The 26089-nt window shown below is 55.1% G+C and carries 24 protein-coding genes; 7 read left to right on the top strand and 17 right to left on the bottom strand.

Going from position 1 to position 26089, the window contains the following annotated elements; translation table 11 throughout:
• Positions 1-3 precede the first annotated feature (3 nt).
• A complete protein-coding gene (locus HED22_RS00425; RefSeq protein WP_368484453.1) occupies positions 4-516 on the bottom strand; it encodes a GNAT family N-acetyltransferase in 513 nt (170 codons plus the stop codon).
• Positions 517-614: 98 nt separating this feature from the next.
• On the opposite strand from HED22_RS00425, the gene HED22_RS00430 reads away from it, so the two are divergent.
• A complete protein-coding gene (locus tag HED22_RS00430; protein WP_167717797.1) occupies positions 615-1847 on the top strand; it encodes a bifunctional alpha/beta hydrolase/OsmC family protein in 1233 nt (410 codons plus the stop codon).
• A 76-nt stretch (positions 1848-1923) separates the two neighbouring features.
• Here the strand turns inward: HED22_RS00430 and HED22_RS00435 are convergent, their stop codons facing one another.
• The 10 genes from HED22_RS00435 to HED22_RS00480 form a co-directional block, all read right to left on the bottom strand.
• Positions 1924-2271, bottom strand: coding sequence for a RidA family protein (locus HED22_RS00435; RefSeq protein ID WP_167717798.1), 348 nt, complete (start codon positions 2269-2271; stop codon positions 1924-1926).
• A 46-nt stretch (positions 2272-2317) separates the two neighbouring features.
• A complete protein-coding gene (locus HED22_RS00440) occupies positions 2318-3604 on the bottom strand; it encodes an ArgE/DapE family deacylase (protein ID WP_167717799.1) in 1287 nt (428 codons plus the stop codon).
• A 48-nt stretch (positions 3605-3652) separates the two neighbouring features.
• Positions 3653-4798, bottom strand: coding sequence for an FAD-binding oxidoreductase (locus HED22_RS00445; RefSeq protein WP_167717800.1), 1146 nt, complete (start codon positions 4796-4798; stop codon positions 3653-3655).
• A gap of 11 nt (positions 4799-4809) precedes the next feature.
• On the bottom strand, positions 4810-5853 hold the full coding sequence (locus tag HED22_RS00450) for a histone deacetylase family protein (protein ID WP_175581074.1): 1044 nt from the start codon (positions 5851-5853) through the stop codon (positions 4810-4812).
• Positions 5854-5919: 66 nt separating this feature from the next.
• The gene (locus HED22_RS00455) at positions 5920-6849 is read right to left on the bottom strand and encodes a 3-keto-5-aminohexanoate cleavage protein (protein WP_167717801.1); all 930 of its coding nucleotides are present in this window, start codon (positions 6847-6849) and stop codon (positions 5920-5922) included.
• Complete coding sequence (locus HED22_RS00460) at positions 6846-8222, bottom strand: aspartate aminotransferase family protein (protein ID WP_167717802.1); 1377 nt, start codon at positions 8220-8222, stop codon at positions 6846-6848. The genes HED22_RS00455 and HED22_RS00460 overlap by 4 nt, the downstream gene beginning before the upstream one ends.
• A gap of 38 nt (positions 8223-8260) precedes the next feature.
• On the bottom strand, positions 8261-9358 hold the full coding sequence (locus HED22_RS00465) for an ABC transporter ATP-binding protein (RefSeq protein ID WP_167717803.1): 1098 nt from the start codon (positions 9356-9358) through the stop codon (positions 8261-8263).
• 105 nt (positions 9359-9463) lie between these two features.
• Positions 9464-10618 carry an extracellular solute-binding protein gene (locus HED22_RS00470; RefSeq protein WP_167717804.1) on the bottom strand — a complete coding sequence of 385 codons (1155 nt, stop codon included), beginning with the start codon at positions 10616-10618 and terminating at the stop codon, positions 9464-9466.
• Between the two features lie 93 nt (positions 10619-10711).
• A complete protein-coding gene (locus HED22_RS00475; RefSeq protein WP_175581075.1) occupies positions 10712-11512 on the bottom strand; it encodes an ABC transporter permease in 801 nt (266 codons plus the stop codon).
• 12 nt (positions 11513-11524) lie between these two features.
• Positions 11525-12397 carry an ABC transporter permease gene (locus HED22_RS00480; RefSeq protein ID WP_167717805.1) on the bottom strand — a complete coding sequence of 291 codons (873 nt, stop codon included), beginning with the start codon at positions 12395-12397 and terminating at the stop codon, positions 11525-11527.
• A 171-nt stretch (positions 12398-12568) separates the two neighbouring features.
• On the opposite strand from HED22_RS00480, the gene HED22_RS00485 reads away from it, so the two are divergent.
• Together HED22_RS00485 and moaD are read left to right on the top strand one after the other, a co-directional pair.
• Positions 12569-13513, top strand: coding sequence for a LysR family transcriptional regulator (locus HED22_RS00485; protein ID WP_254869641.1), 945 nt, complete (start codon positions 12569-12571; stop codon positions 13511-13513).
• 90 nt (positions 13514-13603) lie between these two features.
• Positions 13604-13855, top strand: a complete 252-nt coding sequence (moaD, locus tag HED22_RS00490) for a molybdopterin converting factor subunit 1 (RefSeq protein ID WP_167717806.1) — start codon at positions 13604-13606, stop codon at positions 13853-13855.
• Between the two features lie 106 nt (positions 13856-13961).
• Here moaD and choV read toward each other — a convergent pair whose 3' ends face one another.
• The 3 genes from choV to HED22_RS00505 all read right to left on the bottom strand — a co-directional run bounded on the left by choV (position 13962) and on the right by HED22_RS00505 (position 17069).
• Positions 13962-15158 carry a choline ABC transporter ATP-binding protein gene (gene choV / locus HED22_RS00495; RefSeq protein ID WP_167717807.1) on the bottom strand — a complete coding sequence of 399 codons (1197 nt, stop codon included), beginning with the start codon at positions 15156-15158 and terminating at the stop codon, positions 13962-13964.
• Positions 15159-15160: 2 nt separating this feature from the next.
• The gene (gene choW, locus HED22_RS00500) at positions 15161-16009 is read right to left on the bottom strand and encodes a choline ABC transporter permease subunit (protein WP_167717808.1); all 849 of its coding nucleotides are present in this window, start codon (positions 16007-16009) and stop codon (positions 15161-15163) included.
• A gap of 100 nt (positions 16010-16109) precedes the next feature.
• Complete coding sequence (locus HED22_RS00505; RefSeq protein ID WP_167717809.1) at positions 16110-17069, bottom strand: choline ABC transporter substrate-binding protein; 960 nt, start codon at positions 17067-17069, stop codon at positions 16110-16112.
• A gap of 378 nt (positions 17070-17447) precedes the next feature.
• Between HED22_RS00505 and betI the strand changes: the two genes are divergently transcribed.
• From betI to HED22_RS00525, 4 genes are all read left to right on the top strand, one after another.
• Positions 17448-18038, top strand: coding sequence for a transcriptional regulator BetI (betI, locus tag HED22_RS00510; protein ID WP_167717810.1), 591 nt, complete (start codon positions 17448-17450; stop codon positions 18036-18038).
• 65 nt (positions 18039-18103) lie between these two features.
• Positions 18104-19561: a betaine-aldehyde dehydrogenase gene (betB, locus tag HED22_RS00515; protein WP_167717811.1), complete on the top strand. Its 1458-nt coding sequence runs from the start codon at positions 18104-18106 to the stop codon at positions 19559-19561.
• A 76-nt stretch (positions 19562-19637) separates the two neighbouring features.
• The gene (gene betA / locus HED22_RS00520; RefSeq protein WP_167717814.1) at positions 19638-21323 is read left to right on the top strand and encodes a choline dehydrogenase; all 1686 of its coding nucleotides are present in this window, start codon (positions 19638-19640) and stop codon (positions 21321-21323) included.
• A gap of 368 nt (positions 21324-21691) precedes the next feature.
• A complete protein-coding gene (locus tag HED22_RS00525; protein ID WP_167717816.1) occupies positions 21692-23008 on the top strand; it encodes an FAD-binding oxidoreductase in 1317 nt (438 codons plus the stop codon).
• Positions 23009-23031: 23 nt separating this feature from the next.
• Here HED22_RS00525 and HED22_RS00530 read toward each other — a convergent pair whose 3' ends face one another.
• The 3 genes from HED22_RS00530 to HED22_RS00540 form a co-directional block, all read right to left on the bottom strand.
• A complete protein-coding gene (locus tag HED22_RS00530; protein ID WP_167717819.1) occupies positions 23032-23766 on the bottom strand; it encodes a cysteine hydrolase family protein in 735 nt (244 codons plus the stop codon).
• Positions 23767-24113: 347 nt separating this feature from the next.
• A complete protein-coding gene (locus HED22_RS00535; protein WP_175581076.1) occupies positions 24114-24599 on the bottom strand; it encodes a group III truncated hemoglobin in 486 nt (161 codons plus the stop codon).
• Positions 24600-24721: 122 nt separating this feature from the next.
• The gene (locus HED22_RS00540; protein WP_167717821.1) at positions 24722-26071 is read right to left on the bottom strand and encodes an FAD-binding oxidoreductase; all 1350 of its coding nucleotides are present in this window, start codon (positions 26069-26071) and stop codon (positions 24722-24724) included.
• Between the last annotated feature and the right edge of the window lie 18 nt (positions 26072-26089).

Below are 26089 nucleotides of genomic sequence, written 5' to 3' on the forward strand. Positions count from 1 at the left end.
GCCCTAGGGTCGGGTTGCCATATAAAGCCTGCATATTTCGCCTGACTGATTGACATCCTGATCGCGCAGATAGGTCAGGCCAAGCTTTTCAAGCATCCGCACAGAGGCAACATTGTCTGGCAGGCAATAGCCATAAATCTTTTCGAACCCATAGTGATGCCAGCCATGTTCGATGAGCGCTGCACCGACTTCATAGGCATAACCTTTGCCCTGATGGGCCTCTGCTACGGCATAGCCGATATCAGGGGCATCGAGTGTTTCGCGCTTTACAAAGCCGATCAGGCCAATCGGACTTTGGCTTTCCTTTTCCAGTGCAATGCACATCCCGAAACCAAGCGCGTCATAGTTTTCACGAAACCGCAGATCGATATAGTCGCGTGCCGACTTAAGGTCATACACGTCGCGATCCCCGATAAAGCGAAGCCAGCCCGGCTCATTCAGCAATTGAAGAATGAATGGCGCGTCGTCATGATTTGCTTCTCGCAAAATTGTGCGTTCGGTTTGAACAATTATCACTGAACTGTCCGTGTTACTGTGCCAACAAGAACGCGATCCTATCGGCAGTTATCTGAAATAGCAGCAAGAATTCACCCCGCAAGGTCAGGAGAAACACGATGCCAGGAAAACCGATCAAGGTGACATTTGAAGGGGCCCATGGTGCCGAACTGGCCGCCCGGCTGGATCTGCCGACTGGTCCGGTCAAGGCCTATGCCCTGTTTGCCCATTGTTTTACCTGTACCAAGGATCTGATTGCGGCCCGCAAAATTGCCGAGGCGCTCACGATCGAAGGCATCGGCGTGCTGCGCTTTGATTTCACCGGATTGGGGGGATCGGGCGGTGATTTTGCCTCGACCAATTTTACCTCGAACCTTGATGATCTTGAACGCGCCGCCGATTTTCTGCGCGATGCGTTCGAGGCCCCCAAACTTCTGATCGGGCATTCGTTGGGCGGTGCTGCGGTTCTGGCTGTGGCCGATCGCATCAAGGAAACATCAGCAGTTGCCACCATCGGCGCACCGTCGGATGTAACGCACGTCACCCATAATTTTGCCGATCATCTGGATGACATCCGTGAAAAGGGTGAGGCCGAGGTTTGCCTTGGCGGGCGGCCGTTCGTGATCCGCAAACAGTTTGTCGATGATCTTGGCGGGTATGATCTGGAAGCGCAGGTGGCACAAATGAAAAAGGCGCTTCTGGTTATGCATGCGCCGCTTGACCAGACGGTCGGCATTGAAAATGCCGGTAAGATCTTTGATGCCGCCAAACATCCCAAAAGCTTTGTCTCGCTTGATCAGGCTGATCATTTGCTGAGCGACCCGGCGGATGCGGCCTATGCAGCATCTGTGATTGCGGCATGGGCGAAACGCTATTTGCCCGATGCCAATGAAACCACGCCTGAACTCAGCGAAGGTGTTGTTGTGCGTGAAACGGGCCTTGGCAAGTTCCAGTCGATGGTGCTGGCTGGCAAACATCGCCTGTTGGCCGATGAACCGGAAAAGGTCGGCGGCTTTGACAGCGGACCATCGCCCTATGATTATCTGTCAACCGCCCTTGGCAGTTGCACGGTGATGACAATCCGGATGTATGCCGATCACAAGGGGATCCCGATTGATTCAATCCGGGCCGAAGTCCTGCATCAGAAAGTCCATGCCGATGATTGCGCCGAGTGCGGTGAACAGCATGCAGCAAAAGGCGGCAAGATCGATCGGTTCGAACGCATTGTCCGCTTCACGGGTGATCTGGATGACGCAACCCGTCAACGTCTGATCGAGATTGCCGATAAATGCCCGGTGCATAGAACACTCGAGGCAACATCACTGATCGTGACCCGCGAAGACCGGGCATAGGTTTCAGGGTGCTCCGCAAACAAAAAACGCCTGACCGGTTTCCCGTGTCAGGCGTTTTTTATAGTGTCAAAGGGACTTAAGGCTTGGCCGCAATCACGATGAACTCAACCAGATAATCCGGGGTAGCAAGCTTTGCTTCACCGCATGCGCGGCCCGGGGTGTGACCCTGTGGGACCCATGCATCCCAAACGGCATTCATCGCCGCAAAGTCTTTCATGTCGGCAAGCCAGATGGTGGTCGACAGGATGTGTTCCTTGTTTGAACCGCATTCGGCCAGAAGCGCATCAACCTTCTCAAGGCATTCCTTGGTCTGGTTTGTGATGTCGCTGTCGGGGTTACCAACCTGACCGGCAAGATAGATGGTGTTGCCATGGACAACGGCCTGGCTCATACGCGGGCCGGTGTGAAGACGCTGGATGCTCATGAAACGCTCCTTGTTAAAGCATTGGATATATTATTCGAATTTGCGGTTAGGTATCACGCTTTTGCACGCCGCACCAGTCGGCAATGAACAGGGCAAGCACCTCGGTAACTTCCATCATTGATGCAATCGAAACCCGTTCATCAATCCCGTGAATGCGTTCGGCCTTGGGGCCGTAACAGGTGGCCGGGATGTCCCCGTAAATCTGGAAAAAGCGCGCATCGGTCGTCGCGGTCGAGGCGAGGTTTTTGATCTCCTTGCCCGTAACTTCCTGATGAATATCGCCGATCATGGACATCATCGGGTGATTGATATCCATCTCGCAGCCTTCGGCCTGAAAACCGCGATAGGTGATGTCGATCTTGGCACCCTTGCAGGCCGGGTGGTTATCAAGCGCACTTTGTTTGACGGCCTCAACCGTTTCGCGCACCTTTTCAAGTTCCATGCCCGGATAGAACCCGACACGGATATCAGCGGTGCAAACCGGCGGCACGGTTGACGCCCATTCCCCACCTTCGATTTTGCCAAGATTGAAATTTACCGGATGGACATGCGCGCCAAAGGCAGCGTGACGATGGGTCGGGTGGTTCCAGATCTCCTCGACCTCTTTGAGGGTTTCAAAGAACCCAAAGGCGGACTCAATGGCGTTACTGCCAGCTGATGTATCAAGAACATGTGCCGGGCTGCCCGATACATGAATTTGGAACCACATGACACCGAGTTGGGCGGTCATCAGAGTCTGGTTGAACGGTTCGGGAATGATGGCGCAATCGGCCTTGTAGCCGGCATGCAGGCAGGCAAGCGCCCCGTTGCCGGTGCATTCTTCTTCGATCACGGATTGCAGGGTGACATCTGCAGCCGGTTCTAGCCCGATATCGTGAAGCGCCTGAAGCGCCTGACAATAGGCAATGATGCCTGCTTTCATATCCCCGGCACCACGCCCGTAAATCCAGTCATCCTCGACATGCGGGGTGAACGGCCCGTGCTGCCATTGTTCTGCCGGACCGGTCGGTACAACATCCATATGACCATTGAGGATCAGGCTGCGCCCGGTCGGGTTTTTCGGGCGATGCAAGCCAACGACGTTTTCTCGCCCGTCATAGCCATCAATCACCGGCGGTGAAAAGCCCGGCTGATCGCGAAGTGCTTCGATATCAATCGCAACCCGTTCGACCCCAAGTCCCATCTTGGCGAAGTTCTCGGAAATCCAGTCCTGAGCGGATGCCTCGTTGCCAAGCAGGCTTTCATGACGCACCAGCGCGCACAAATCATCGATGGCACTTTGGGTGCGCTTTGAAACAGCTTCACGAAGGGCTGCGCGATCAAAGTCTGTCATTGGTATCTCTCCAAAACGGCCGGTTCCGTTGATTTAGTTGCCGATGATTTACTTGCCGCTAGCAAGGGTGGGGCGGGTTGCCGACAAGGCATCCGTGGTGATGCCAAGCTTTTCCATCTGTGGCGGAACACCCTTTCCGGTGATGATGCTTGCGGCATATTCGCCCATGGCCGGTGCGGTCTGGATACCGTAGCCGCCTTGTCCCGCCAGCCAGTAGAAACTGTCATCGGCCGGATCAAAACTTGAAACCGGATCACCATCGGCAAAGAAGCTACGCAACCCGGCCCAGCTTTCACCCGGACGGCGGACCTCGATGCTGGTGGCCGTCATCAGGCGATCAATGGTAATCGCAATATCAAGTTCTTCGGGCTGCACGTCATGGGGTTCGGTCGGTGTGGTATCGGCGGGCGACACCAGCAAACGACCTGCGTCTTCCTTGAAGTACAATGTCTCATCAAGGCTTGCGACCAGTGGCCAGCCATGCGGTTTTACATCGGCTGGAACATCAACCATCACCGCCGTGCGGCGTTTGGGCACGATGCCAAGTGGTTTGATGTCGGCCTTGGTGGCGATGTCATCAGCCCAGGCACCGGCGGCGTTGACGACGATATCACCGGTATAGACATCACCCTTTGCGAGGGTGACTTGCCATTTTCCATCGGCCTTGCCGATTGCGCTGACATCGGCCTTGGTGATAACCGTGCCTCCCAACGCCTTGAACTGGCGGATAAAGCCCCAATGCAGTGCATGCACGTCGATATCCATGGCTTCTGGCTCATAGGCGGCCTTGGCAACACGGTCGGTATGCAGAACCGGAATGATTTCCTTGAGTTCATCCGGGGTCAGTTCAACAAAGTTGGCCCCGTTCGCACGGCCTTCGGAAAGGATAGCATCAAGTTTGACTTCTTCGCCCGGTGCGGCGGTCATGATGATGCCACGCGGCGTCAGGATCGGGTTTTCACTAAATCCGTCTGGCGGTGTGATGAAGAATTCCCGGCTTGCGGTCGACATCTTGCGGATGATTTTCGGGCCATAGGTCTCGCTGTAAAGCGCGGCAGATCGGCCGGTGCTGTGATAGCCCGGCTGGTCTTCGCGCTCAAAAACGGTGACGGATTTACCCGCCTTGGCCAAAAAGAATGCTGCTGACATTCCGGCGATGCCGCCGCCGATGATCAGGATGTCCGAATGAGTCATTTGGGGCCTTCTTAAATCGTATTGGTCTTGGTGGTCGCGCCAAAGCCACTGATGAATTGATAAAGGTTTTCTGCAAGCGTTTCACTAACATAGCCACCTTCCTGCACTAACACGGTCGGGCAGGAAAGCGTGCCAATTTTTTCGCCGATCCGGGCAAAGCCATCGGGACTGACAGTCAATCCGCCAAACGGATCATCTCGCGAGGCATCCAGCCCAAGTGCAATAACAACCGCATCGGCACCGAAATCGTCAATCTTTGCCAAGGCGCGGTCAAGTGCATCAAGGAATATGGCGTCACCGCTGCCAAGGGGCAGGGGCTGATTGTGGTTAAAGCCAAGCCCGTCCTGTTCACCGACTTCCTCGGCATGTCCCCAGAAGAACGGATAGAAATCCATCGGGTCGGCATGGATCGACAGGGTCATGACATCTGATCGATCATAGAAAATATGTTGCGTGCCATTGCCATGATGCAGGTCGATGTCAAGGATCGCCACCCGATCATACTTGGTGCGCAGTTCCTGAGCGGCAATCGCGCTGTTGTTCAGATAACAAAAGCCCCCTGCGATGTTGCCACTTGCATGATGTCCGGGCGGGCGGCACAGGGCATAGGCGGTATTCACACCCTGATCACGCACATGACGGGCAGCGGCAATTGCGGTTTGCGCACTGGCATAGGCAGAATGCCATGTGGTAGCTGATACCGGGCAGGACGTGTCGCCAAGGTGAAAGCCCGCCTTGCCCGCAGGATGGCGCGGGTAGGGGACTGTGCGATCAAACGGATGGATATTTGGAATGACCTGCTCAGCACCGCCGACATCCTGCCATTCATCATGAATGGTCTGCAGAAAGTTCAGATATTGCGCATCGTGAATGGCCGCAATCGGGGCCAGCCCGACATCAGTGGAGCTGCGAAGATCAAGGCCCAGACGCGATACGGCACCGCGCAGAATTTCAGCACGCTCCGGGACTTCGGGGATCGGCTTGTTCTCGCCCGCGACAATGAAGGTCTTGCCGTGATGGCGGAGCTGATCGTCTGAGAAATAGGCATGCATCATTGTTGCCGCCTTTCACGTCATGTGGTCAAACGGTGTTTGCAATCGTGGATCGTGCTGATCCGGCCTCTAGAAGGCGACCTTGTCGCCGCCTTTAAGGCCAAGAATTGCTCGGGCTTCGTCCGGGGTGGCGATTTCAAGCGACAACCCGTCAAGCACCTCGCGGATTTTGCGCACCTGTGATGCGTTGTCTGGCGCCAGCTCGCCCTTTTTCAGATACAGGTTATCTTCAAGGCCGACCCGCACATTGCCACCCATCGCGGCCGACATGCTGCCAAGCGGCATCTGATGACGTCCTGCCCCCAGAACGGAAAACTGGTACTGGTCACCAAACAACTTGTCGGCTGTACGTTTCAGGTGGGCCAGGTTATCCGGGTCCGCGCCGATGCCGCCCAGAACGCCCAGAACAAACTGAATGAAGATCGGACCTTTGATCAGGCCACGGTCAACGAAATGCGCCAGCGTATAAAGATGGCCGACGTCATAGCATTCGAATTCGAACCGGGTGCCATTTGCTTCCCCCAAGTCGGCCAGAATGGTTTCGATGTCGGAAAACGTGTTCTTGAAAACAAAGTCGCGGCTGCTTTCAAGGAATTCGGGTTCCCAGTCATGTTTCCATTCGCTGCGTCCGGCAAGGGCCGGGAACAGGCCGAAATTCATTGTGCCCATGTTCAACGACGCCATTTCCGGTGCCGCTTCACGTGCAGCCCGGATGCGATCACGAACGTTCATGTTCATGCCGCCGCCGGTCGAAATGTTGATCACTGCATTGGTCGCTGCCTTGATCTTTGGCAGGAATTGCATGAACACGTCCGGGTCCGGGCTTGGATAACCGGTTTTTGGGTCACGCGCATGCAAATGCAGGATCGATGCACCGGCATTTGCGGCATCAATCGCCTGCTCGGCGATTTCATCGGGGGTTACCGGCAAGTTCGGGCTCATGGACGGGGTATGAACCGATCCTGTAATCGCACAGGTGATGATAACTTTGCGGCTCATGCGAAGGCTCCTGCGATAACAAGCTCGTCCTGAAGTTCCGTAAGCGCCTTGCGCAGCGGCCCCAGGATATCTGCAAACTGTTCCTTGGTGATGGTCATCGGCGGGCAGACCATGACATGGTCACCACGATAGCCGCCGCGTGTCCGACGCCAGTAAATGATCAGGCCCATGTCATAGGCAATGTCGACCAGTCGTGCGGCAGCCATATGTTTGGGATCAAGCGGTTCCATACTGTCACGGTTCTTGACCAGTTCCATGGCCAGCAAAAGTCCCTTGCCGCGGACATCGCCAATCATCGGGAAGTCTTCGGCCAGTTTGGACAATTCGTCCTTCAGGGCCGCACCATTGGTCGCTGCGTTTTCAAGCAGATTGTCCTCGTCAATCACATCAAGAACAGCATTGCCTGCCGCACACGCCAACGGGTTCCCGGCATAGGTATAACCGTGAATGAACCCGCCATGATCAAGAACCGGACCAACGATGCGATCAGGCGCAATCATCGCGCCAAGCGGTGCATATCCGGCAGCCAGACCCTTGGAAACGGCAAGGATGTCAGGCGTGATGCCCCAGTGTTCGGCAGCGAAATATTTGCCGGTACGGCCAGCCCCCGTCATGACCTCGTCATAGATCAAAAGGATGCCGTACTGATCGCAAATTTCGCGAATGCGGCCATAGTAACTGTCCGGTGCAACAAGGGCGCCGGTGGCAGCCCCGCCAACCGGTTCCATGATGAAACCAAGGACGGTTTCCGGACCCTGTTTGATGATCTCGGCTTCCAGCATGTTGGCATATTTTATGCCGCGCTCATGATCGCTCAGATCATCACGATCCAGATAGCAGGTCGGTGCCGGAATTTTTGGCTGATCAACCATCATCGGCGCAAAAGGCGCATGCATCGGCGTATAGCCGGTGATGGCAAGCGCGCCCAGCGTTGCGCCATGGTAACTTGGAAAACGTGAAATGATTTTCGTGCGCTGCGCTTCGCCGTTGGCCAGCGCATATTGCCGTGCAAGCTTAAGACAGCTTTCAACGGCCTCAGACCCGCCAGAAACAAAGAAGACGCGCTCAAGGTCACCCGGTGCACGTTCGGCAAGGCGAACGGCAAGGTCTTCGGCAGCGTCATTTTCAAAATGCAGGCGATAGGCGAAGCTTGCCTTTTCAAGCTGCTTCATCATCGCCGCAACGACGCGCGGGTCGCTATGGCCGATATTGCTGACCATGGCACCACTGGACGCATCGATATAGCGTTTGCCATCGACATCCCACATATAGACGCCTTCTGATCGGTCGATCAGCGGGCGGCGGGACCGGCTTTGATAAAACAGACGGGATTCCCGGTTATGTCCGACGGGACTTTTGGGGGCATGCGTCATTTCTGGTGGCTCTCCTGAACCGGCTACATATTGGACGTTCAGTCCTGATGGCCGGGCAACAACACACAATTACGGGCAGCGATATGCATGAAAATATCGGCGCCTTCCTGATGGGGGCGGGCATCAATCGGATTGATGACCTGCCAGTCGCGGCCATTGGCCTCGACAAAGTAACGGGCCTGTTGGCCCAGATAGTCAACGGTTTTGATCTTTCCGGGGATGGCAATGACGCCATCGGTGGCATCGTTCTGTTCGGAAAGACCAATTTTTTCGGCACGGATGACAGCGCGCACATCCTTTGAACCCTTGGCCTTGGCCGTTTGTTCGTCGGTGGTCAGCAATGTTTCACCGCTTTCAAGGCTGACATTGGTAAAGGCCGCATCCGGGCTGCCCAGATTGCCAGCAATGATATTGGAATGACCTAGGAAGTCTGCAACAAAGGCCGATGCCGGATTATTGTAAACTTCTTCCGGTGCGCCTTCCTGCTCAACAAAGCCATTGTTCATCACAACCAGCTTGTCAGACATGGCAAGGGCTTCGGACTGGTCATGGGTAACAAAGACCGTGGCAACGCCCAGTTCGCGCTGAATACGTTTAAGCTCAACACGCATTTCTTCGCGCAGATTGGCATCAAGCGCAGACAGTGGTTCATCAAGCAGCAAAACGTCAGGTTCAATCACGATCGCACGCGCAAGCGCAATACGCTGCTGCTGGCCACCTGAAAGCTGGTTGGGATAACGGTCTGCGACATGGGGCAGTTGGACAAGATCAAGCGCCTTGTTGACCTTGTCGGCAATGTCGGCCTTGGACACGTTACGGTATTTCAGGCCAAAGGCGATGTTGTCAAAGATCGACTTGTGCGGAAACAGGGCATAGTTCTGAAACACAAGGCCAAGATTGCGCTTGTGGATCGGCAGGCTGTTGACCCGTTTGCCCCGGATCAGCAGGTCACCCTCAGAGATATCGGTCAGACCCGCAATCATGCGCAGCGTCGTCGTCTTGCCGCAGCCCGACGGGCCAAGGAAAGTCACAAAGCTGTTGTCCGGAACAGTCAAATCCATGCGTTTCACTGCGGTGAACTCACCAAAGCGTTTGACGACATTTTGCAGTTCAACGGCGTTGTTTGTGTCTGCCATTGTTAAATACCCTGTCTGAATTGGGCCGCACCCGACATAAGGCGGCAAGGGTGTCCTGGCCCTTGAAACAAGGCCAGGACACAGTTTCAGGTGAACAATCCCGGCTTAGTAGCCGCGCTGTACACGAGAGAAGGTTTTCGACCAGTCCGCTTCATTTTCGTTCCAGTAAGCCGGATCAAAGAAGCTAAGCGATTTCAGCGTACCGGACGGATCGAATGCCGGAAGTGTTGGGATGATTTCTCCCAGATCGATCTTCTGCGGATCAAGGGCCGGCGGATAGCTCTGACCTTCGGCAACGGCAATCGCCACTTCCGGCTCCAGCATGAAGTTCAGAAGTTCTTCACAGGCAGCCATCGGGCTACCACGCAGCACGAACAGGCATTCCTGCCAGCCAAGGCCACCGGCCGGGTCAAGATAGCCAATGTCATGGCCCTGATCCTGCAGTGCCTTGATACGGCCCGACCAGCCTTCGGTGACATAGATTTCTTCTTCGGCCAGAAGGCTCATAAGTTCCGCCCCCGAGGACCAGTATTTCAGGGCCAGATCGCGGTGCGCGCGGATCATGTCCCAAACGGCATCAATGTCCTTGATGTTGTTCGGATCCTGATCAGACTGAAGCGCGCCGTACCAGATACGGGTTTTCCATTCGCCCCAACCGCCGATCTTGCCTTTATAGGCTTCATCAACCATCAGCTTGGCGCCCTTGGCCTTGGCTTCATCGTCGCTGATATATTTGCGGTTATAGGCAATGCCCGTGGTGCCGTAATCATACGGAACGGCAGAAATTGTACCGCCAGTGATCTTGCGCAGCGGCTCGACCAGGGTCGGGATGACATTTTTCAGGTTCGGAATATTGGACTCATTGAGTTCCGAGGTCAGTTCCAGACCGTGATAGCGCGCATAGTCAAACACACCTGACAGGTGGGCAAGGTTGAATTCGCCCGGCTGGCTGGCTTTGACGCGGGCGATATATTCATCCGCACCGCCAAAGGTGCCCGAAACCACATCAATACCGGTTTTCTTGGTGTAGGGGGCGAAGGCATATTTTTCAAATGCCTCGGAGACAACGCCACCCCAGCCATCAAAGCGGACCTGCTCCGGGGTTGCGGCCATGGCTTTTTTTGCCAGCATGCCCATCGGGCCGCCAGTAACGCCGGCGGTCACACCGGCCGCACCCAGTGCGGTCAGGAAAGTACGGCGGCTGATATCGCCGTCGCGGAAACGAGTAAGTAGGCGTTCATAACGTTTGGTATCGTCCATTTAAGGCCTCCTGATAAAACGATAAATCCGTTGATCGGTCTTGTTTATTGGTCTTGTTTTTGGTTTTGGCGGTTGTCCGCGTTTTGCAAAAAGCTATTTCGATGCACCGGCCCTGCGCATCGCCATGACACGCGCAATCGATGCCGCGACAAGCGGCAGGGCAATGGTGAAGATCACCATCACAGCACCCAGCGCGTTGATTTCCGGGCTGATGGAGTTGCGCAGCATGGCAAAGATCTGGGTCGGAACGGTTTCAACGCCGCCCGGCTTCCAGAAGAGCGTGCCGGTGATGTCATCAAATGAAATCGTAAAAGCGAACAGCATCCCGGCCATGACAGCAGGCAGCATGAGCGGCAGGGTCACTTCAAAGAAGGTCTGAACTGGTGTTGCGCCAAGGCTCATGGCAGCTTCTTCAACATCGCGGCGGATGGAGACAAGCCGCGCCTGAACCACCAGCACAACAAACGGCAGGGTAAAGACCACATGGCCCATCAAAAGAAGCCCGAAGCTTTTGGGCATCGCCAGGAACTGCAAAAACAGCAGGAGCGCCACAGCCAGAACGACTTCCGGGATCAGGATTGGGGCAACCAACAATGTTGAAATGGTCCGTTTCCCGGGGAAATCGTATCTGACCATGGCAAGGGCTGCGAGGGTTCCAAGCGTCGTCGAAATGGCTGCGGTCAGAAGACCAAGCAAAAGCGACGTCTTGAACGCCCGCACAATCGCATCATTGTTCCAAAGCGCTTCAAACCAGCGGAATGAAAAACCTTCGATCGGGAAACTGCCGAACTGGTTGGCGTTAAACGCCAACAGAATGACAACCGCCACCGGCGCAAACAGGAACAGATAAACAAGGATCGTGGCAATTCGGATTACGGACCAGCCGGACATCATCACATCTCTCCCTTATTTGAAGCTCTTGGCGATCTGATCGATGCCGAGATAGCGGGTGTAGATGACGACCAGCGCGCCCAGAAGGGCCAGCAGGACGAGCGACAGTGCAGAGCCAAGCGGCCAGTTTAACTGGGTGACGATGGCCTCAAACACGAGGTTGGCAAACATCGCATCACGCGGCCCACCGAGAACGATCGGGGTGATATAGGTGCCAGCGGCCAGCACAAAGCACAGTAACGATCCCGCAGCCAAGCCGGGCAGGGACAGCGGCAGGGTAACTTCGCGGAACGCCTGAAAACCGGTACAGCCAAGGCTTTGGGCTGCTTCTGTCAGGTTCTTGTCGATGCCATCAAGGCTGACATAGACATTCAAAATCATGAAGGGCAGCAGATAGTGCACAAGGCCCAGAACCACGGTCTGCTGGTTATAGAGCATCTGGATCGGGTCATCGATCACGCCCATCGAGATCAAAAGTGTGTTCAGCGCGCCCGAGGTGCCCAGAATGTTGATCCACGACATGGTGCGGATGATGTAGCTGATCCAAAAAGGCAGCATCAGCAACAGCAACAGGAACGCCTTGGATTTCATACGGGTATTGGCAACGAAATAGGCCGGGATATAGCCGACAAACGCGCATATGACCGTGGTGTAGAGGGCAATCAGAAGGGTCTGGAACAGAATGTCGCGATAAAAGCGATCCCCCAGGACTTCGATCCAGTTATCCAGATAGAAGCCGACCTGATCAGCCCCGGTCGCAGTGCGCAACCAGAATGAATAAACGACAATGAACAGCATTGGCACGATCAGCAGAAGGCTGATGGTTGCCAGTGATGGTGATAGCAGTAACCACGGAGTCCTGCGGGCTCCGGCGATATCTGCGGCCATTTTTGCCTCCCGTTATTGTCTGCGGTCATTGCCGCACCCGGTTATTTGGCCGTGAAGAATATGTTGGAGCTATTCCAACCCAGACTTGCACATAGCACAAATAGATAAGTAGAATAGATCTCATAGCCAAAAACTATGTGATGCTTCGTGAAGTGCAAAAAGGCTCAATAGATGAACGAGTTAATGCGTCGGCAGTTCGACTGGAACCTGCTTCATACCTTCACCGTTATTGTTGAGGAACGCTCGATCACAGGGGCGGCCAACCGGCTTTTGCTGCGCCAACCCAGTGTCAGCAATGCGCTGAAACGGCTCGAAGATCAGATTGGCGCGCGCCTGATTGACCGCGAACGTGGCCGGTTCGAAGTCACAGAGCAGGGCTTGGCGCTCTATCATGAATGCCGGGAGATTTGTGGTGCCATCCGACGCCTGTCAGACGTGATGTCTGACAGCGGCAATCAATTGACCGGGCATTTGCATATGTGGCTGGCCAGTCACGTTGTCTTTCCGCCGCTTGATGATGCGCTTTTCGAATTCAATCGCGCCCATCCGGAAGTCACCTATGAAATCGATGTTGCGACTTCGGTCAATGTCGTTGATCAGGTTCTGTCGCAACAGGCCAGCTTTGGCATCTGTCTGGTCAAGGAACGCCACCCCAGATTGGAATATCGCCGTCTTTATCGCGAACATTTCGGTTTCTTCTGCGGCCCGACCCATCATTTGTTTGGCAAAAAGGACTTAACGCTGGCCGATCTGCGCAGCGAAGCATTCGTCTCCTTCGCAACCGACCAGTTAAGCGATGCATTGGCCCCGGTTGCGGTGTTGCGTGCGCAGGAAGGCATGAAGGGAAAGGTCGTAGCGGTCAGCCCGCATCTTGAAGAAGTGCGGCGTTTGATCAATGCCGGGCTTGGTATCGGGCCCTTGCCGATCCACGTTGTTCAGAATGCGACCGAACGCGGGCAACTTTGGCGATTGCCGCCGTATGACGCCCCGCCAGCGATTGATATCTACCTTGTTACCAATCCGCGCATGTCGCTTAGCCGGGCGGAACGGTTCTTTATCGAAAACCTGACCGCACGGCTGGATGCTGCGCCAGAGGGATATTTCGTTTATCCATAACGCGTAATTTTCACCGATCACGCCATTGGGACTTGTCTTCGGGGATGTGCTGCGCAAGCATGCGGGCAAATTGAAGTGTCAGGATTGAAGATGAAACTGATCTATTTTTCGTGGGTTAAGGAACGTATCGGCATGGCGGAAGAGGCGATTGACCTGCCAGATACCGTCAAAACGGTTGCCGACCTGCTGGCATGGCTGCCCGGTCGTGGCGAAAACTTTGCCAACGCCCTCGCGGACCCTGCAATCATTCGTGTCGCGGTGGATCAGGAATATGCCACACCCGAAACCGACGTCACCAAGGCCACCGAAATTGCCCTGTTTCCGCCGGTCACGGGTGGATAACCCGGACGCAGTTTGGGTATGACATCAAACCAGACGGCGGCGTGAGACAAAAAAGGCGGCCCCAACAAGGGCCGCCTTTTCATTCGAGATTTAAGTCTGTTTCAGATCAGTCTGCCACAGACGCTGTCTGTGTCAGGCTGTCAAAGAACTCCTTGCGGCCCAGCGTGCCGGAAACCTTGCCATCGCGGGTTAGGATCACCGGGTTCTGGGTGATTGAGCGCATATCAATCAGATCCTTAAGCAGCACATCATCCTGGGCAATAAAGACAATCGAGTTGTCGGTTGCATCCAGATCAGTGGGCAGGGTGCCGTCATAATGGATCAGCTTAAGCTCGCCGCGTTCGCCATTATTGGCAGACTGCACAACGCCATCCTGAAGGGTAACGCGGATGTTGGCATCTTCGAGCTGAAGTTCACCAGCACCGGTTTTCTGATCGCGACTGATGCGATGCATGATCGCGCGACCACGCAGGATGTTGACCGGGTTCATGTGCGCCACGAAGTCCGCGACATACTCATTTGCCGGGCGCAGTGCGATGTCTTCGGGCGTGCCGTGCTGGACGACATAACCGCCTTCCATAATGGCAATCGAATTGCCAAGCTTCATGGCTTCATCAAGGTCATGGCTGACAAACAGGATGGTCTTGTTGAGCTTCTCCTGCAGATCCAGCAACTCGTCCTGAAGACGGTTACGGATCAGCGGATCAAGGGCCGAGAACGGCTCATCCATCAGAAGGATCGGCGCATCCGTGGCAAAGGCACGGGCAAGGCCAACACGCTGCTGCATGCCGCCTGACAGTTCATGGGCATATTTATGTGCCCACTGATCCAGTCCGACAAGGGCCAGCTTTTCGCGCACGATTTCGCGGCGTTCTACCGGGCCCATACCACCCAGTTCAAGGCCAAAGCCAACATTGTCCTCGACAGTGCGCCAGGGAAACAGGCCAAATTGCTGGAAAACCATGGCAACGCATTCGCGGCGCAACTTGCGAAGGGTCGGACCGTCACATTTGGTGACGTCCTCCATCCAGTCGCCATCCCGTACGCGAAGCGAACCACGCGATACGGTGTTAAGGCCGTTTACGCAGCGCAAAAGCGATGATTTGCCTGATCCAGACAGGCCCATCAGAACGCAGATCTCGCCCTGGGGCACGTTGAAGCTTACATCGGCGACACCAAGCACATTGTTGGTGGCCGCAGCAATCTCTTCGCGGGTTTTGCCTTCGTCCAGCAGTTTCAGGGATTCTGCCTGACGATTGCCAAAGATCACGTCGATATTGTCGAATTCAACAGCATTGCTCATGATCACTGCCCCGAAGTTTCGTTGTTTTCACGACGGCAGATGCGATCAAGCACGATGGCAAGGATCACAATTGCAAGACCGGCTTCAAAGCCCTGCGCGATATTCACCGTGTTAAGCGCACGTACAACCGGCTTGCCCAGACCATCGGCCCCGACAAGGGCTGCAATCACCACCATCGACAGCGACAGCATGATGCACTGTGTCAGGCCCGCCATGATTGACGGCATGGCGGATGGCAGTTCTACCTTGAACAGCAACTGGCGCGGTGTGCAGCCAAAGCTTTCACCGGCTTCCAGAAGCGCCTTGGGAGTGTTGGAAATGCCAAGATGGGTCAGGCGGATCGGGGCGGCAATCGCAAAGATAACGGTCGAAATCAGACCGGGTACAACCCCCAGACCAAACAGGATCAGGGTCGGGATCAGATAAACAAAAGTCGGGATCGTCTGCATAAGATCAAGGATCGGACGCATTGCCTGATGAAGCCAGGGCCGGTGGGCGGATGCCACACCAAGCGGCACACCGATCAACATGCAAAACAGCGTCGCATAGATCACAAGTGCCAGCGTTTCCATGGTTTCTTCCCAATAGCCAAGATTGACCACCAGCAGCAGGGATAGAACGGTAAACGCTGTAAGTTTCCATGACTTGTGCAGCACGGTTGCCAGAATCCCGAAGGCGGCAATAATCACCAGTGCCGGCAGCCACACCAGAAAATCGATGGTGTTTTCAATGATGAATTCAAGAACATCAGAGATGGTATAGAACACGAAATCTGCATGTTCATTCAGCGCATCCATCAGGGACGATATCCACTGTCCCAGCGGAATTTTCGTTTCCGTGAGCCATTCCATGCGAAAATATCCGTTCAATGAGAATTAAAAAAATAGAACCGATGCGCCTGCATTGGCCGTAATTTGGCGGCAGGCGCATCGGTAAAATCAAGCCTGTGGCTTAAAGGCCAAGTTCGCCTTTAAGGGCGGCCTTGGCATCGCCACCGTCAAAGGTGGTAACGCCATCAAGCCACGCCATTGCGGCATCCGGGTTGGCTTTGAGCCATGCGGTTGCGGCGTCTGCCGGGTCGGTACCTTCGTTCAGGATCGCGTCCATGATTTCGTTTTCCATGGCGAGGCTGAATTTCAGGTTGGTGACGAAGGTGCCGGCATTCGGGCATTCGTCGGTGTAACCGGCACGCAGGTTGGTATGAACCGTGGCACCGCCAAAGTTCGGACCAAAGACGTCATCGCCACCATCAAGATAGGCCATGTCGTATTTTGCGTTCATCGGATGCGGTTCCCAACCCAGGAAGACGATGAACTGATCGCGCGACGATTTGCGTTTGACCTCTGCCAGCATGCCCTGTTCGGAGGACTCAACAAGTTCGAATTCGCCCAGACCGAACTGGTCGCTATCGATCATGTCCTGGATCAGGCGGTTACCATCATTGCCCGGCTCGATGCCATAGATTTCGCCGTCCAGTTCGTCATGGAACTTGGCGATGTCGGCAAAGTCTTTCAGACCCGCGTCAAAGGCATTCTGGGTTACAGCAAGCGTGTATTTTGCACCCTCAAGGTTCGCGCCGGTCGAAACAACCGTGCCTTTGTCGAGGTAGGGCTGAATGTCAGCAGCCATGGTCGGCATCCAGTTGCCCAGGAAGACGTCAACGTCGCCATTGGCAAGGCTGGTATAGGTGACCGGAACCGAAAGAAGTTCAGTTTCTGCGGTGTAGCCCAGCGCGTCAAGGATGACCGACGCGGTTGCCGTCGTGGCCGTGATGTCGGTCCAGCCAACATCAGAGAAGGTCACGGTTTTGCAGGCATCGCTATCGGCAGCTTTGGCACCGGCGGCACCCAGAAGGGTGGTCGCAATGATGGTGCTGCCAAGAAGGCGGCCGAACGTGGAAAGATTGGTCATGCTTCTGGTTCTCCCTTGTATAAACCTAATGTTACCGATGACCAGATGAGGCTCGTCATCGGAAGACTCTCGGTTCCGGAGGCCAGACGAACATCAACGCAACATACATGTCGCCAACACTCGCCCAGAGCCATCAACCACGTTCCCCCGAACGTGATCAACGGGCCGGAATAATCACAAAAAACAGCCGCAAAGCCGCGCAGCAAAGGTTCAAGCCCCTGATAAACGCGCCGCAAATGTCGGCGTGTTTTTATTGATTGATTGTTCAATTAAATTACAGCATATTCTGGTTACGTCAATTGCGAAGGATTAAAAACTGCGTTTTATGCTGTTGCACTGGCGTTAAACCCTTCGCAACGCAGAAGATTGGATGAATTAATGCCCAAGGTTGGTATGCAGCCTGTTCGCCGCAGGCAGTTGATCGACGCGACGATAGAAACCATTCACCAGCACGGATTCGCCGATACAACGATTGCCCGTATCGCGAAGGCTGCAGGAATGTCGTCGGGGATTATTTCGCACTATTTTGGCGGCAAGAATGCGTTGCTCGAAGCAACCATGCGCTCCCTGATGCAGGATTTGCGCAATGATTATCTGGTGCGTCTGGCAAAGGCCGAAACGCCGATAGATCGTCTTGAAGCCATTATCAATACCAACTTCAATGAAGAACAGTTTACCCCGCAGGTCACTGTGGCATGGCTGTCTTTCTGGGCGCAGGTACCGTTTTCCGAAGCGTTGAGTCGGCTGAACAATATCTATTTTCAGCGGCTGGCTTCAAACCTGCGTCATGAGCTGCGCCAACTGACAACCGAAGAATGCGCCGATGACATATCGGCTGCGATCGCCGCCATGGTCGACGGGATCTGGGTGCGGACCGGTCTGTCACGCGGCAAATCGGATATCGGCGGGGCACGCAAAATGGTGCTGGGCACCTTGCGGCTGTATCTGGCGAATTCGCCAGCCCGTTAAACGCAATCGAACCAAAGAAACGTTCAAGGCTGCCACCCAAATGCGCAGCCAGCAGGAGTTTTAAGATGAGCCTTTATCAAATCCAGAATTTCATCAACGGCAAGAAGACCCGGGGATCGGGCGCGGAGATGGTTACCCTTAATCCCGCGACCAACACGGTTCTTGCCAAGGGCCATGAAAGTACTGCCGCCGATGTTGATGCGGCGGTCAAGGCCGCGCGCGCCGGGTTCGAAGTCTGGAAAAACACCCCGGCTGCTGAACGCGCGCGTGTCCTCTTCAAGGCTGCCCAAATCCTGCGCGATCGCAATGATGAGCTGGCGCTGGTTGAAACCCGCGATACAGGCCGTGCCATTCAGGAAACTGAAATCGTCGATGTGATTTCCGGTGTCGAGTGCCTTGAATATTTCGCCGGCGTGGCTGGTAGTCTTGCGGGCGAACATATCGATCTTGCGGGCAACTTTGCCTATACCCGCCGTGAACCGGTTGGTGTGTGTGGCGCCATCGGGGCTTGGAACTATCCCATCCAGATCGCGTGCTGGAAGGCGGCACCGGCTCTGGCGTGCGGCAATGCTGTTGTCTACAAGCCTTCCGAAACCACGCCGCTGTCGGCGATTGCCGTGGCAGAGGCACTGCAGGAAGCCGGTCTTCCGGATGGCGTTTACAACGTGGTGCAGGGTGCGCGTGAAAGCGGAGCTGCACTGGTTGAACATTCGGATGTTGATAAAATCTCGTTGACCGGCTCGGCCGCGACGGGGGCAAAGGTTGCTGCTGCGGCGGCGGGCGGCATGAAAGCTGTCACCATGGAACTTGGCGGCAAGTCGCCGATGATCGTGTTCGAGGATGCCGATCTTGATAACGCGGTTTCGGGCGCACAGATGGCGAACTTCTATTCTTCGGGTCAGATTTGCTCGAACGGCACGCGTGTCTTTGTGCATGAAAGCGTTGCCGATGCCTTCATCGAAAAACTGATCGCCCGTTCCAAGGATTTGGTTCTCGGTGATCCTGAAAAACCTGAAACCCAGGTTGGCCCGATTGTCACCAAGGCCCAGTATGAGCAGGTCATGTCCTATATCGAAAAGGGCAAGGCAGAGGGTGCGAAATGCGTTCTCGGTGGCCATGCCGTGTCTGAGGGCATGCCCGAAGGTGGTTTGTTTGTCGCACCCACCGTCTTTGCCGACTGCACCGATGACATGACCATCGTGCGTGAGGAAATCTTTGGTCCGGTAATGTCTGTCCTGACCTTCAAGGACGAAGACGAAGCGATCAAGCGTGCCAATGACACCCAATACGGTCTGGCTGCGGGTGTCTTCACCAAGGATCTGTCACGCGGGCACCGCGTGGTAGCGCGCCTTGAGGCCGGTACATGCTGGATCAACACCTATAACATCACCCCGATCGAGATGCCGTTTGGTGGCGTCAAGAAATCGGGCGTTGGCCGCGAAAACGGCCGTGCGGCGATTGAATACTACACCCGCATCAAATCGGTTTATGTCGAAACCGGTGATGTCGAGGCCCCTTACTAAGGCCTTTTCACCGGACAATATTCGCGAAACAACCAACCGGCTGCCCACACAGCACGACCAACACAAGGGATCAGATATGACGACCCCAACGACGACTGAAAAATATGATTACGTGATTGTAGGATCCGGTTCGGCAGGGGCTGTGCTTGCCAACCGACTGACCGAAGACCCTGAAGTCAAGGTTCTGGTTGTCGAAGCCGGGCCAAAGGACCACTGGTGGGACTGGCGCATTCATATGCCGACAGCCCTGTCTTATCCGATGCAGTCGGAAACCTATAACTGGGCTTACTGGACAACCCCGCAGCCAAACCTGAATAACCGTCGCATGGAAACACCGCGTGGACGTGTTTATGGCGGTTCCAGCTCGATCAACGGCATGGCCTATGTGCGTGGTCATGCGCTTGATTACAATCGCTGGGCCGAACAAGACGCCGCGCTCAAGGAATGGGACTATGCACGCTGCCTGCCATATTTCCGGCGCGCCGATACCCGCAATGAGGACACCGAAGGTGATGAATATCATGGCGGTGATGGCCCGCTGCATGTGACCACTGGTGCCTGCCAGAACGATCTGCACAAGGCATGGGTCAAGGCCGGTCAGGAAGCCGGGTATGAATTCACCCCGGATCAGAATGGCTATCGTCAGGAAGGTCTCGGCACCATGGACATGACGGTCTACAAGGGCCGTCGCTGGTCAACCGCTCGGGCCTATCTGCGTCCGGCCATGACGCGCCCGAACTTGACTGTCTATCACAAGGCATTTGCGCAAAGCGTTGTTTTCGAAGGAAAACGCGCCGTTGGTCTGGACTTCTTCCATGAAGGCGAAAACAAGCGCGCGGTCGTGGATCGTGAAGTGATTATTTCGGCCGGTTCGATCAATTCGCCAAAACTTCTGATGCTGTCGGGCATTGGTCCGGCGGCCCATCTGCGTGAACATGGCATTGATGTTGTCCATGATCTGCCTGGTGTGGGTGAAAACCTTCAGGACCATCTGGAACTTTATGTTCAGATGGAATGCACCAAACCGATCAGCCTCAACAGCAAGCTTGATTGGTGGAACAAGTTCAAGATCGGTCTTGAATGGTATCTGTTCAAAACCGGTCTTGGTGCGACCAACCATTTTGAAGCCGGCGGCTTTATCCGCTCCAAGGCGGGCGTGAAACATCCGGACCTGCAATATCACTTCATGCCGGCCGCGATTAACTATAACGGCTCCAAGGCGGCCGAAGGCGATGGTTTCCAGGCCCATGTTGGCCCGATGCGTTCGAAATCGCGCGGTACGGTGCGTCTGGCATCAAGCAACCCCAAGGATCGCCCGATCATTGACCCGAACTATATGAGCCATCCGGAAGACTGGGAAGAAATGCGCGCGTCCGTCCGTTTGACCCGCGAAATCTTTGCCCAGGATGCCTTCGCGGATCTGCGCGGGGCGGAAATCGCGCCGGGCAAGGATATCGAAACGGATGAGCAGATTGACGCCTGGGTCGCCGATCACGCCGAAAGTGCCTATCACCCGTCCTGTTCGTGCAAGATGGGCAGTGACGAGATGTCGGTGGTGGACGAGAAAACCCGTGTGCACGGCGTCGAGGGGCTCCGCGTAGTCGACAGTTCAATCATGCCGACCATCGTGACCGGCAACCTGAATGCACCGACCATCATGGTTGGGGAAAAGGCGGCCGACATCATTCGCGGTAAAACGCCCTTGGCACCGTCCAATGCACCTTATTTCGTGCACCCGGAATGGGAAACCAAACAACGCTAGGGCTAGGGGGTTAACCCCAAGCAATTCAATTGGTCTGATGATTTCCCCGATCTGTCTTCTGATGGATCGGGGATTTTTTGTTGCGGTCGTGTCATGCTGCGGATGAGCAAGACAATCAGATAAACGCCCTAAGACTCTGATTTTTAACGTGCCGTTCTGCAAAAAGCGGCAAACTCATCGCCGCAGGTATCACGCTTTGTCAGCGTGTTTGCGCAATCCTTTTTCTTCGACTTGGTTGGTTTTGGCATAATCGGTGAAAAGCCGGTTTTGCGCCCGAATATTGGCAGTTTTTCCTTGATAGGCGGGGCGGATTGGGCAGGATAAGGCCACGCTTCATAAGCCCCACTCACAAAATATGAGGGTTCCTCATGTTCACCCCGAATTTGCTGACCGCCAATGACCGGGCAGGCCACTATCCTGAGTCCTACTATGCTGCAACGGCCAATGCGACGGATGCATTTGCCAAGCTTGAAGGGGATCAGTCCTGCGACATTGTCGTTATTGGCGGCGGTTTTACCGGGGTGTCATCAGCACTGCATTTGGCAGAACGCGGTTATGACGTGATTTTGCTGGAAGCCCATCGGGTGGGTTGGGGGGCATCCGGCCGCAATGGTGGTCAGGTCGGTTCCGGCCAGCGTCGCGAACAGGATGAACTTGAAAAGATGGTTGGCCGCGATGACGCGCGCAAACTCTGGGATATTGCCGAAGAGTCCAAGGACATCGTCAAGGCCCTTATCGCCAAGCATAATATCCAATGCGACTGGAAGCCGGGCATCTTGCATGCCGATCATCGGGCGCGCTTTGTCGAAGATACCCATGCCTATGCCGAAAAGCTTCAGACCGAATATGGCTATGAAGATATCCGGTCCGTTGACCGCGCAGAAATGCGCGACATGCTGGGAACCGAGTTCTATCACGGCGGATCGCTTGATATGGGGGCGGGTCATATCCACCCGCTGAACTTCGCACTTGGTCTGGCCGATGCCGCGCGTGCGGCAGGGGCCCGGATTTTCGAGGGTGCGGTCGTCACCGGCTATCAAAGTCAGGGCGGTAAGGTCACGGTCAAGACAGCCGATGGTGCGGTTGTTAGCGCTAACAAGCTTATTCTTGGCTGCAACGGCTATCTTGATGCGCTCGAAGATCGGGTGGCGAAACGCGTCATGCCGATCAACAATTTCGTCATTGCCACCGAACCGCTTGGTGAGGATCTGGCGCGTGAGCTGATCCGCGATGATGTCGCCGTGGCAGACTCAAAATTCGTGATCAACTACTACCGACTGAGTGCCGATAAACGCATGTTGTTTGGGGGTGGGGAGACGTATGGCTATACCTTCCCGGGCGACATCAAGGCGTTTGTGTCGCCGCATATGCTTGAAGTTTATCCGCAGCTCAAAGACGTCAAGATTGATTACGGCTGGGGCGGGACGTTGGCGATCACGATGAACCGCATGCCGTTCTTTGCCAAGGTAGAGGATAATATCTTTACCGCGACCGGCTATTCCGGCCATGGGGTCGCAATGGCGACACTGGCAGGGCAGATCATGGCCGATGCGGTTGTCGGCACCATGGAGCGGTTTGATGTGATGGCCAATGTCAAAACGCCGGTGTTCCCCGGCGGTAAGACGTTGCGTTTCCCGATGCTGGTCGCTGCGATGCTGTGGTATTCGATCCGCGACAAGCTTTGAGCCTTGAGACCGGGGAAGGGCTATCAGGCTGTTTCACGGCTGGGGTTGTCAGCCGCACGCGCATCAGCACGATCGCTGTTTTCGTCATTGTCAGGCGTGGGTGTCGATACACCCAATCCTTCGGATGCGCCGCGTGCTGTAAGCTCAGCCTTGGTTTTCTTCCAGCTGTCCGGATTAAGCGCCAACGTGGTCGCATCGCTGAACGATACTTCGTAACCACGGTTAAGGGCGGCCTGCATGGTTGCCTTAAGGCAAAAATCGCCATCCAGACCCACGATGATCAGCTTGCCGACTTTCTGACGATCAAGAACGCGATCAAGCTCCGGCTCGCTAAAGCCATCCGCGCGCGCCTTGACGATATCATGGTCGATATCACCATTGATCCGTTCATCAAGATCAAGGCCCTTCGATTTGGGGCTGCCGCGCCCTTCATTGAGCAACTTGACTAAAAAGTTGATGTACCAGCCGCGGAAGGTCTGGCGGATCGAAATGACCGGCGAGCCATTGCGATTGGCTGTCTCAACCAGTTCATTGATTGCGGTGATCAATTTATCGACCATGTCCGCCGGATAGGCGTGCTTGCTGTTCGGGCTGGTGAAGTCTTCCTGGACGTCAACGATCAGAAGGGCACTGTTGGGGCGGTCTGAGAGGTTGATCTTTTTACCCTTGGTGGGTGTCAGGTGATGCCGATGTGCATAGACCGTGTAGGCAATCACACCAATGAGCAAAATGACAATAAGAGTGATCACTGACCACATGTCCGGGCTCTCCGTTTCGTCGTCGCAGGTCGCTTCGTATGTTTGTCGGGCTATCGGACCTGGGGGCGATCGGTGAACCGGGTATAGCGGGCGCCACCATACATACCGATGCACCCGATACCGCAAAATGGGGAAGTTCCGGGCCAGACATATCCAATTGTCAGAATGCCAGGGACCGCTTTGGTTCGCGTCCTTTGGAGGTTACCAACAAAACTGTTTTTTCTTGGTTTCCCGACATTCTTTATAACCACATGAAATCGCAACCATTTCAATTTGTCAACGAACTGGCAAAAGCACGTTAATCGCGATACGTGGCCATGTGTATTAGCTTGCTGAACGTTCGAGTATCAATTTGGTTCCCATTTGGATACCGGGTCGTAGCGCTCCCCCTTCGACAGGATCACGCCATTATGGGCAGCAATGCCGACTTCGAAGCTTGACGCGATGCGAAGGGCGCGTTCCATGAAATGTTTGGCGGCTGGTTCGTCGCAATATTCCGATAACGTCTGGGCAAACAGTTGCAGCCAGCGGTCAAAATGGTGGCGGGTGATTTTAAGCGGCAAGTGCTTTTGCATCGGGCGGCCGTCATAGTGCCCGGTGGCAAGGGCGACTGATGACCAGAACATCACCATGCGATCAAGATGATGGCCCCAATTGTCGACTTTTTCTTCAAACACCGGGCCCAACAGTTCGTCATCACGCACCTTGGCGTAAAAACCATGTACGATTTTCTTGATCATGTCCGTATCAATGCCGGTATCTTCCTTGATCCGGCGCGTCGCAATTTCGCGACGTTCCTTGATTTCGGCAAGGGTTGGCTGTTTTTCGGACATGGATTTTGGCCTGTTCTGCGCTTGGACTGGAACTGCTTTAAACAAAGCAGCAATTTTCCGACATGACATATGTCACTTCGGACCCGAACGCAAACAGATCACCGATGGTGGCAATGCTGTATTCAGGCAAACCGGTCATGCAGACCGTAATAACGATATCCGAGCGAACGCGCCACACGGCGTAATGAAGGCATCGGGAACTTGTCCATCGGGGTCGTCAATACAGCGCCCAGATCGTCATCATCGCGAATGCCCAGCATCCGTTCTGCCAGAAGCTTGCCACCCAGACTTGCCATCGCAACCCCGTTGCCATGCCAGGCAAGGGCCGTCCAGACATCATGATGACCTGGAACCCGGCCGATATAAGGCCGCCAGCTTTGTGACAGGCAAGCAAGCCCGTTCCAGTGATGGGTAAAGGCAACTTCACGCCATGCCGGGAACATGCGTTTGAAATTATCCAGAAGATCTTGTTTTCCAGCCGCAAAGGCCTTGGGTGTTGCGGTAATGCCGCCGCGTCCGCCAAACAGGAAGCGATTGTCGGGAAGCTTGCGGAAATAATGCAGCAGGATGCGACTGTCAAAAGCCATCAGGTCGCTTGTCCAGCCTTGATCTTCCAACTCGCTCTGTCGCAGTGGGCGGGTAATCAGGATGCCTGAAAAGACCGGCATCAAACGTCCGCCGATCCAGTCGGGCAGGTTTTCCGCGCTATACCCGTTGGTGGCAATCACGATTTTGGCGGCATTGATTTGGGTTTTGCCAGCATATAGGCGATAGATATCGCCATCTTCTTCGAAACGCTCAATCGTGGCCTGTTCGAATATCCGAACACCGGCAAGAACGCACTGTTCATGCAGACCGGCAAGATATTTCATCGGGTTGATGCCAAAACCCGCCCGGACATGCAAACCGCCATAAGTTTCTGCCGCATGAAGGCCGCGTTCTTTTAACGCGTCGCGGCTCAGCAGCTCGGTCGGGATGTTTGTAAAATGTGCCAGTTCTTGCGCTTCGTGGGCCAGTTCGGCCACCCGGTTGGGTTTGTGGGCCAGCACGACTTCGCCATTGGAGTGACGGTCGGCTTCAATGTTCCAGTCACCAAGACGCTGGTCGACAAGATCGATGGCATTGCGTTGATGGTGAGCAAACTGTTTGACTGCATCATCGCCAAAGGTCTTTGCCAGTTGACCAAATCCCTTGCCACTGCCGCCCATGCAGCAAAAGCCGCCATTGCGCCCGGATGCCCCCCAGCCAGACCGACCGGCATCGAAAACAGCAACATCTGCCCCGTTTTCTGCCAGTTCCAGAGCCGCCGACAAACCGCAATAACCGCCGCCGATGATGGCGATATCGGTATTAAGCTGACCTTCGTCGGGCAGCGTTTTACATGCAGGAAGTGGCGATGCACTTTCGACCCAATAGCTGTCTGGCAGGGTGTCGGTGCGATAGGCGGCGGGTTGATAGATGCGTTTTAGCATGGTGGGCTCTTTTGGGCG

The organism is Thalassospira sp. HF15, from assembly GCF_011806525.1.
Lineage (GTDB): Bacteria > Pseudomonadota > Alphaproteobacteria > Rhodospirillales > Thalassospiraceae > Thalassospira.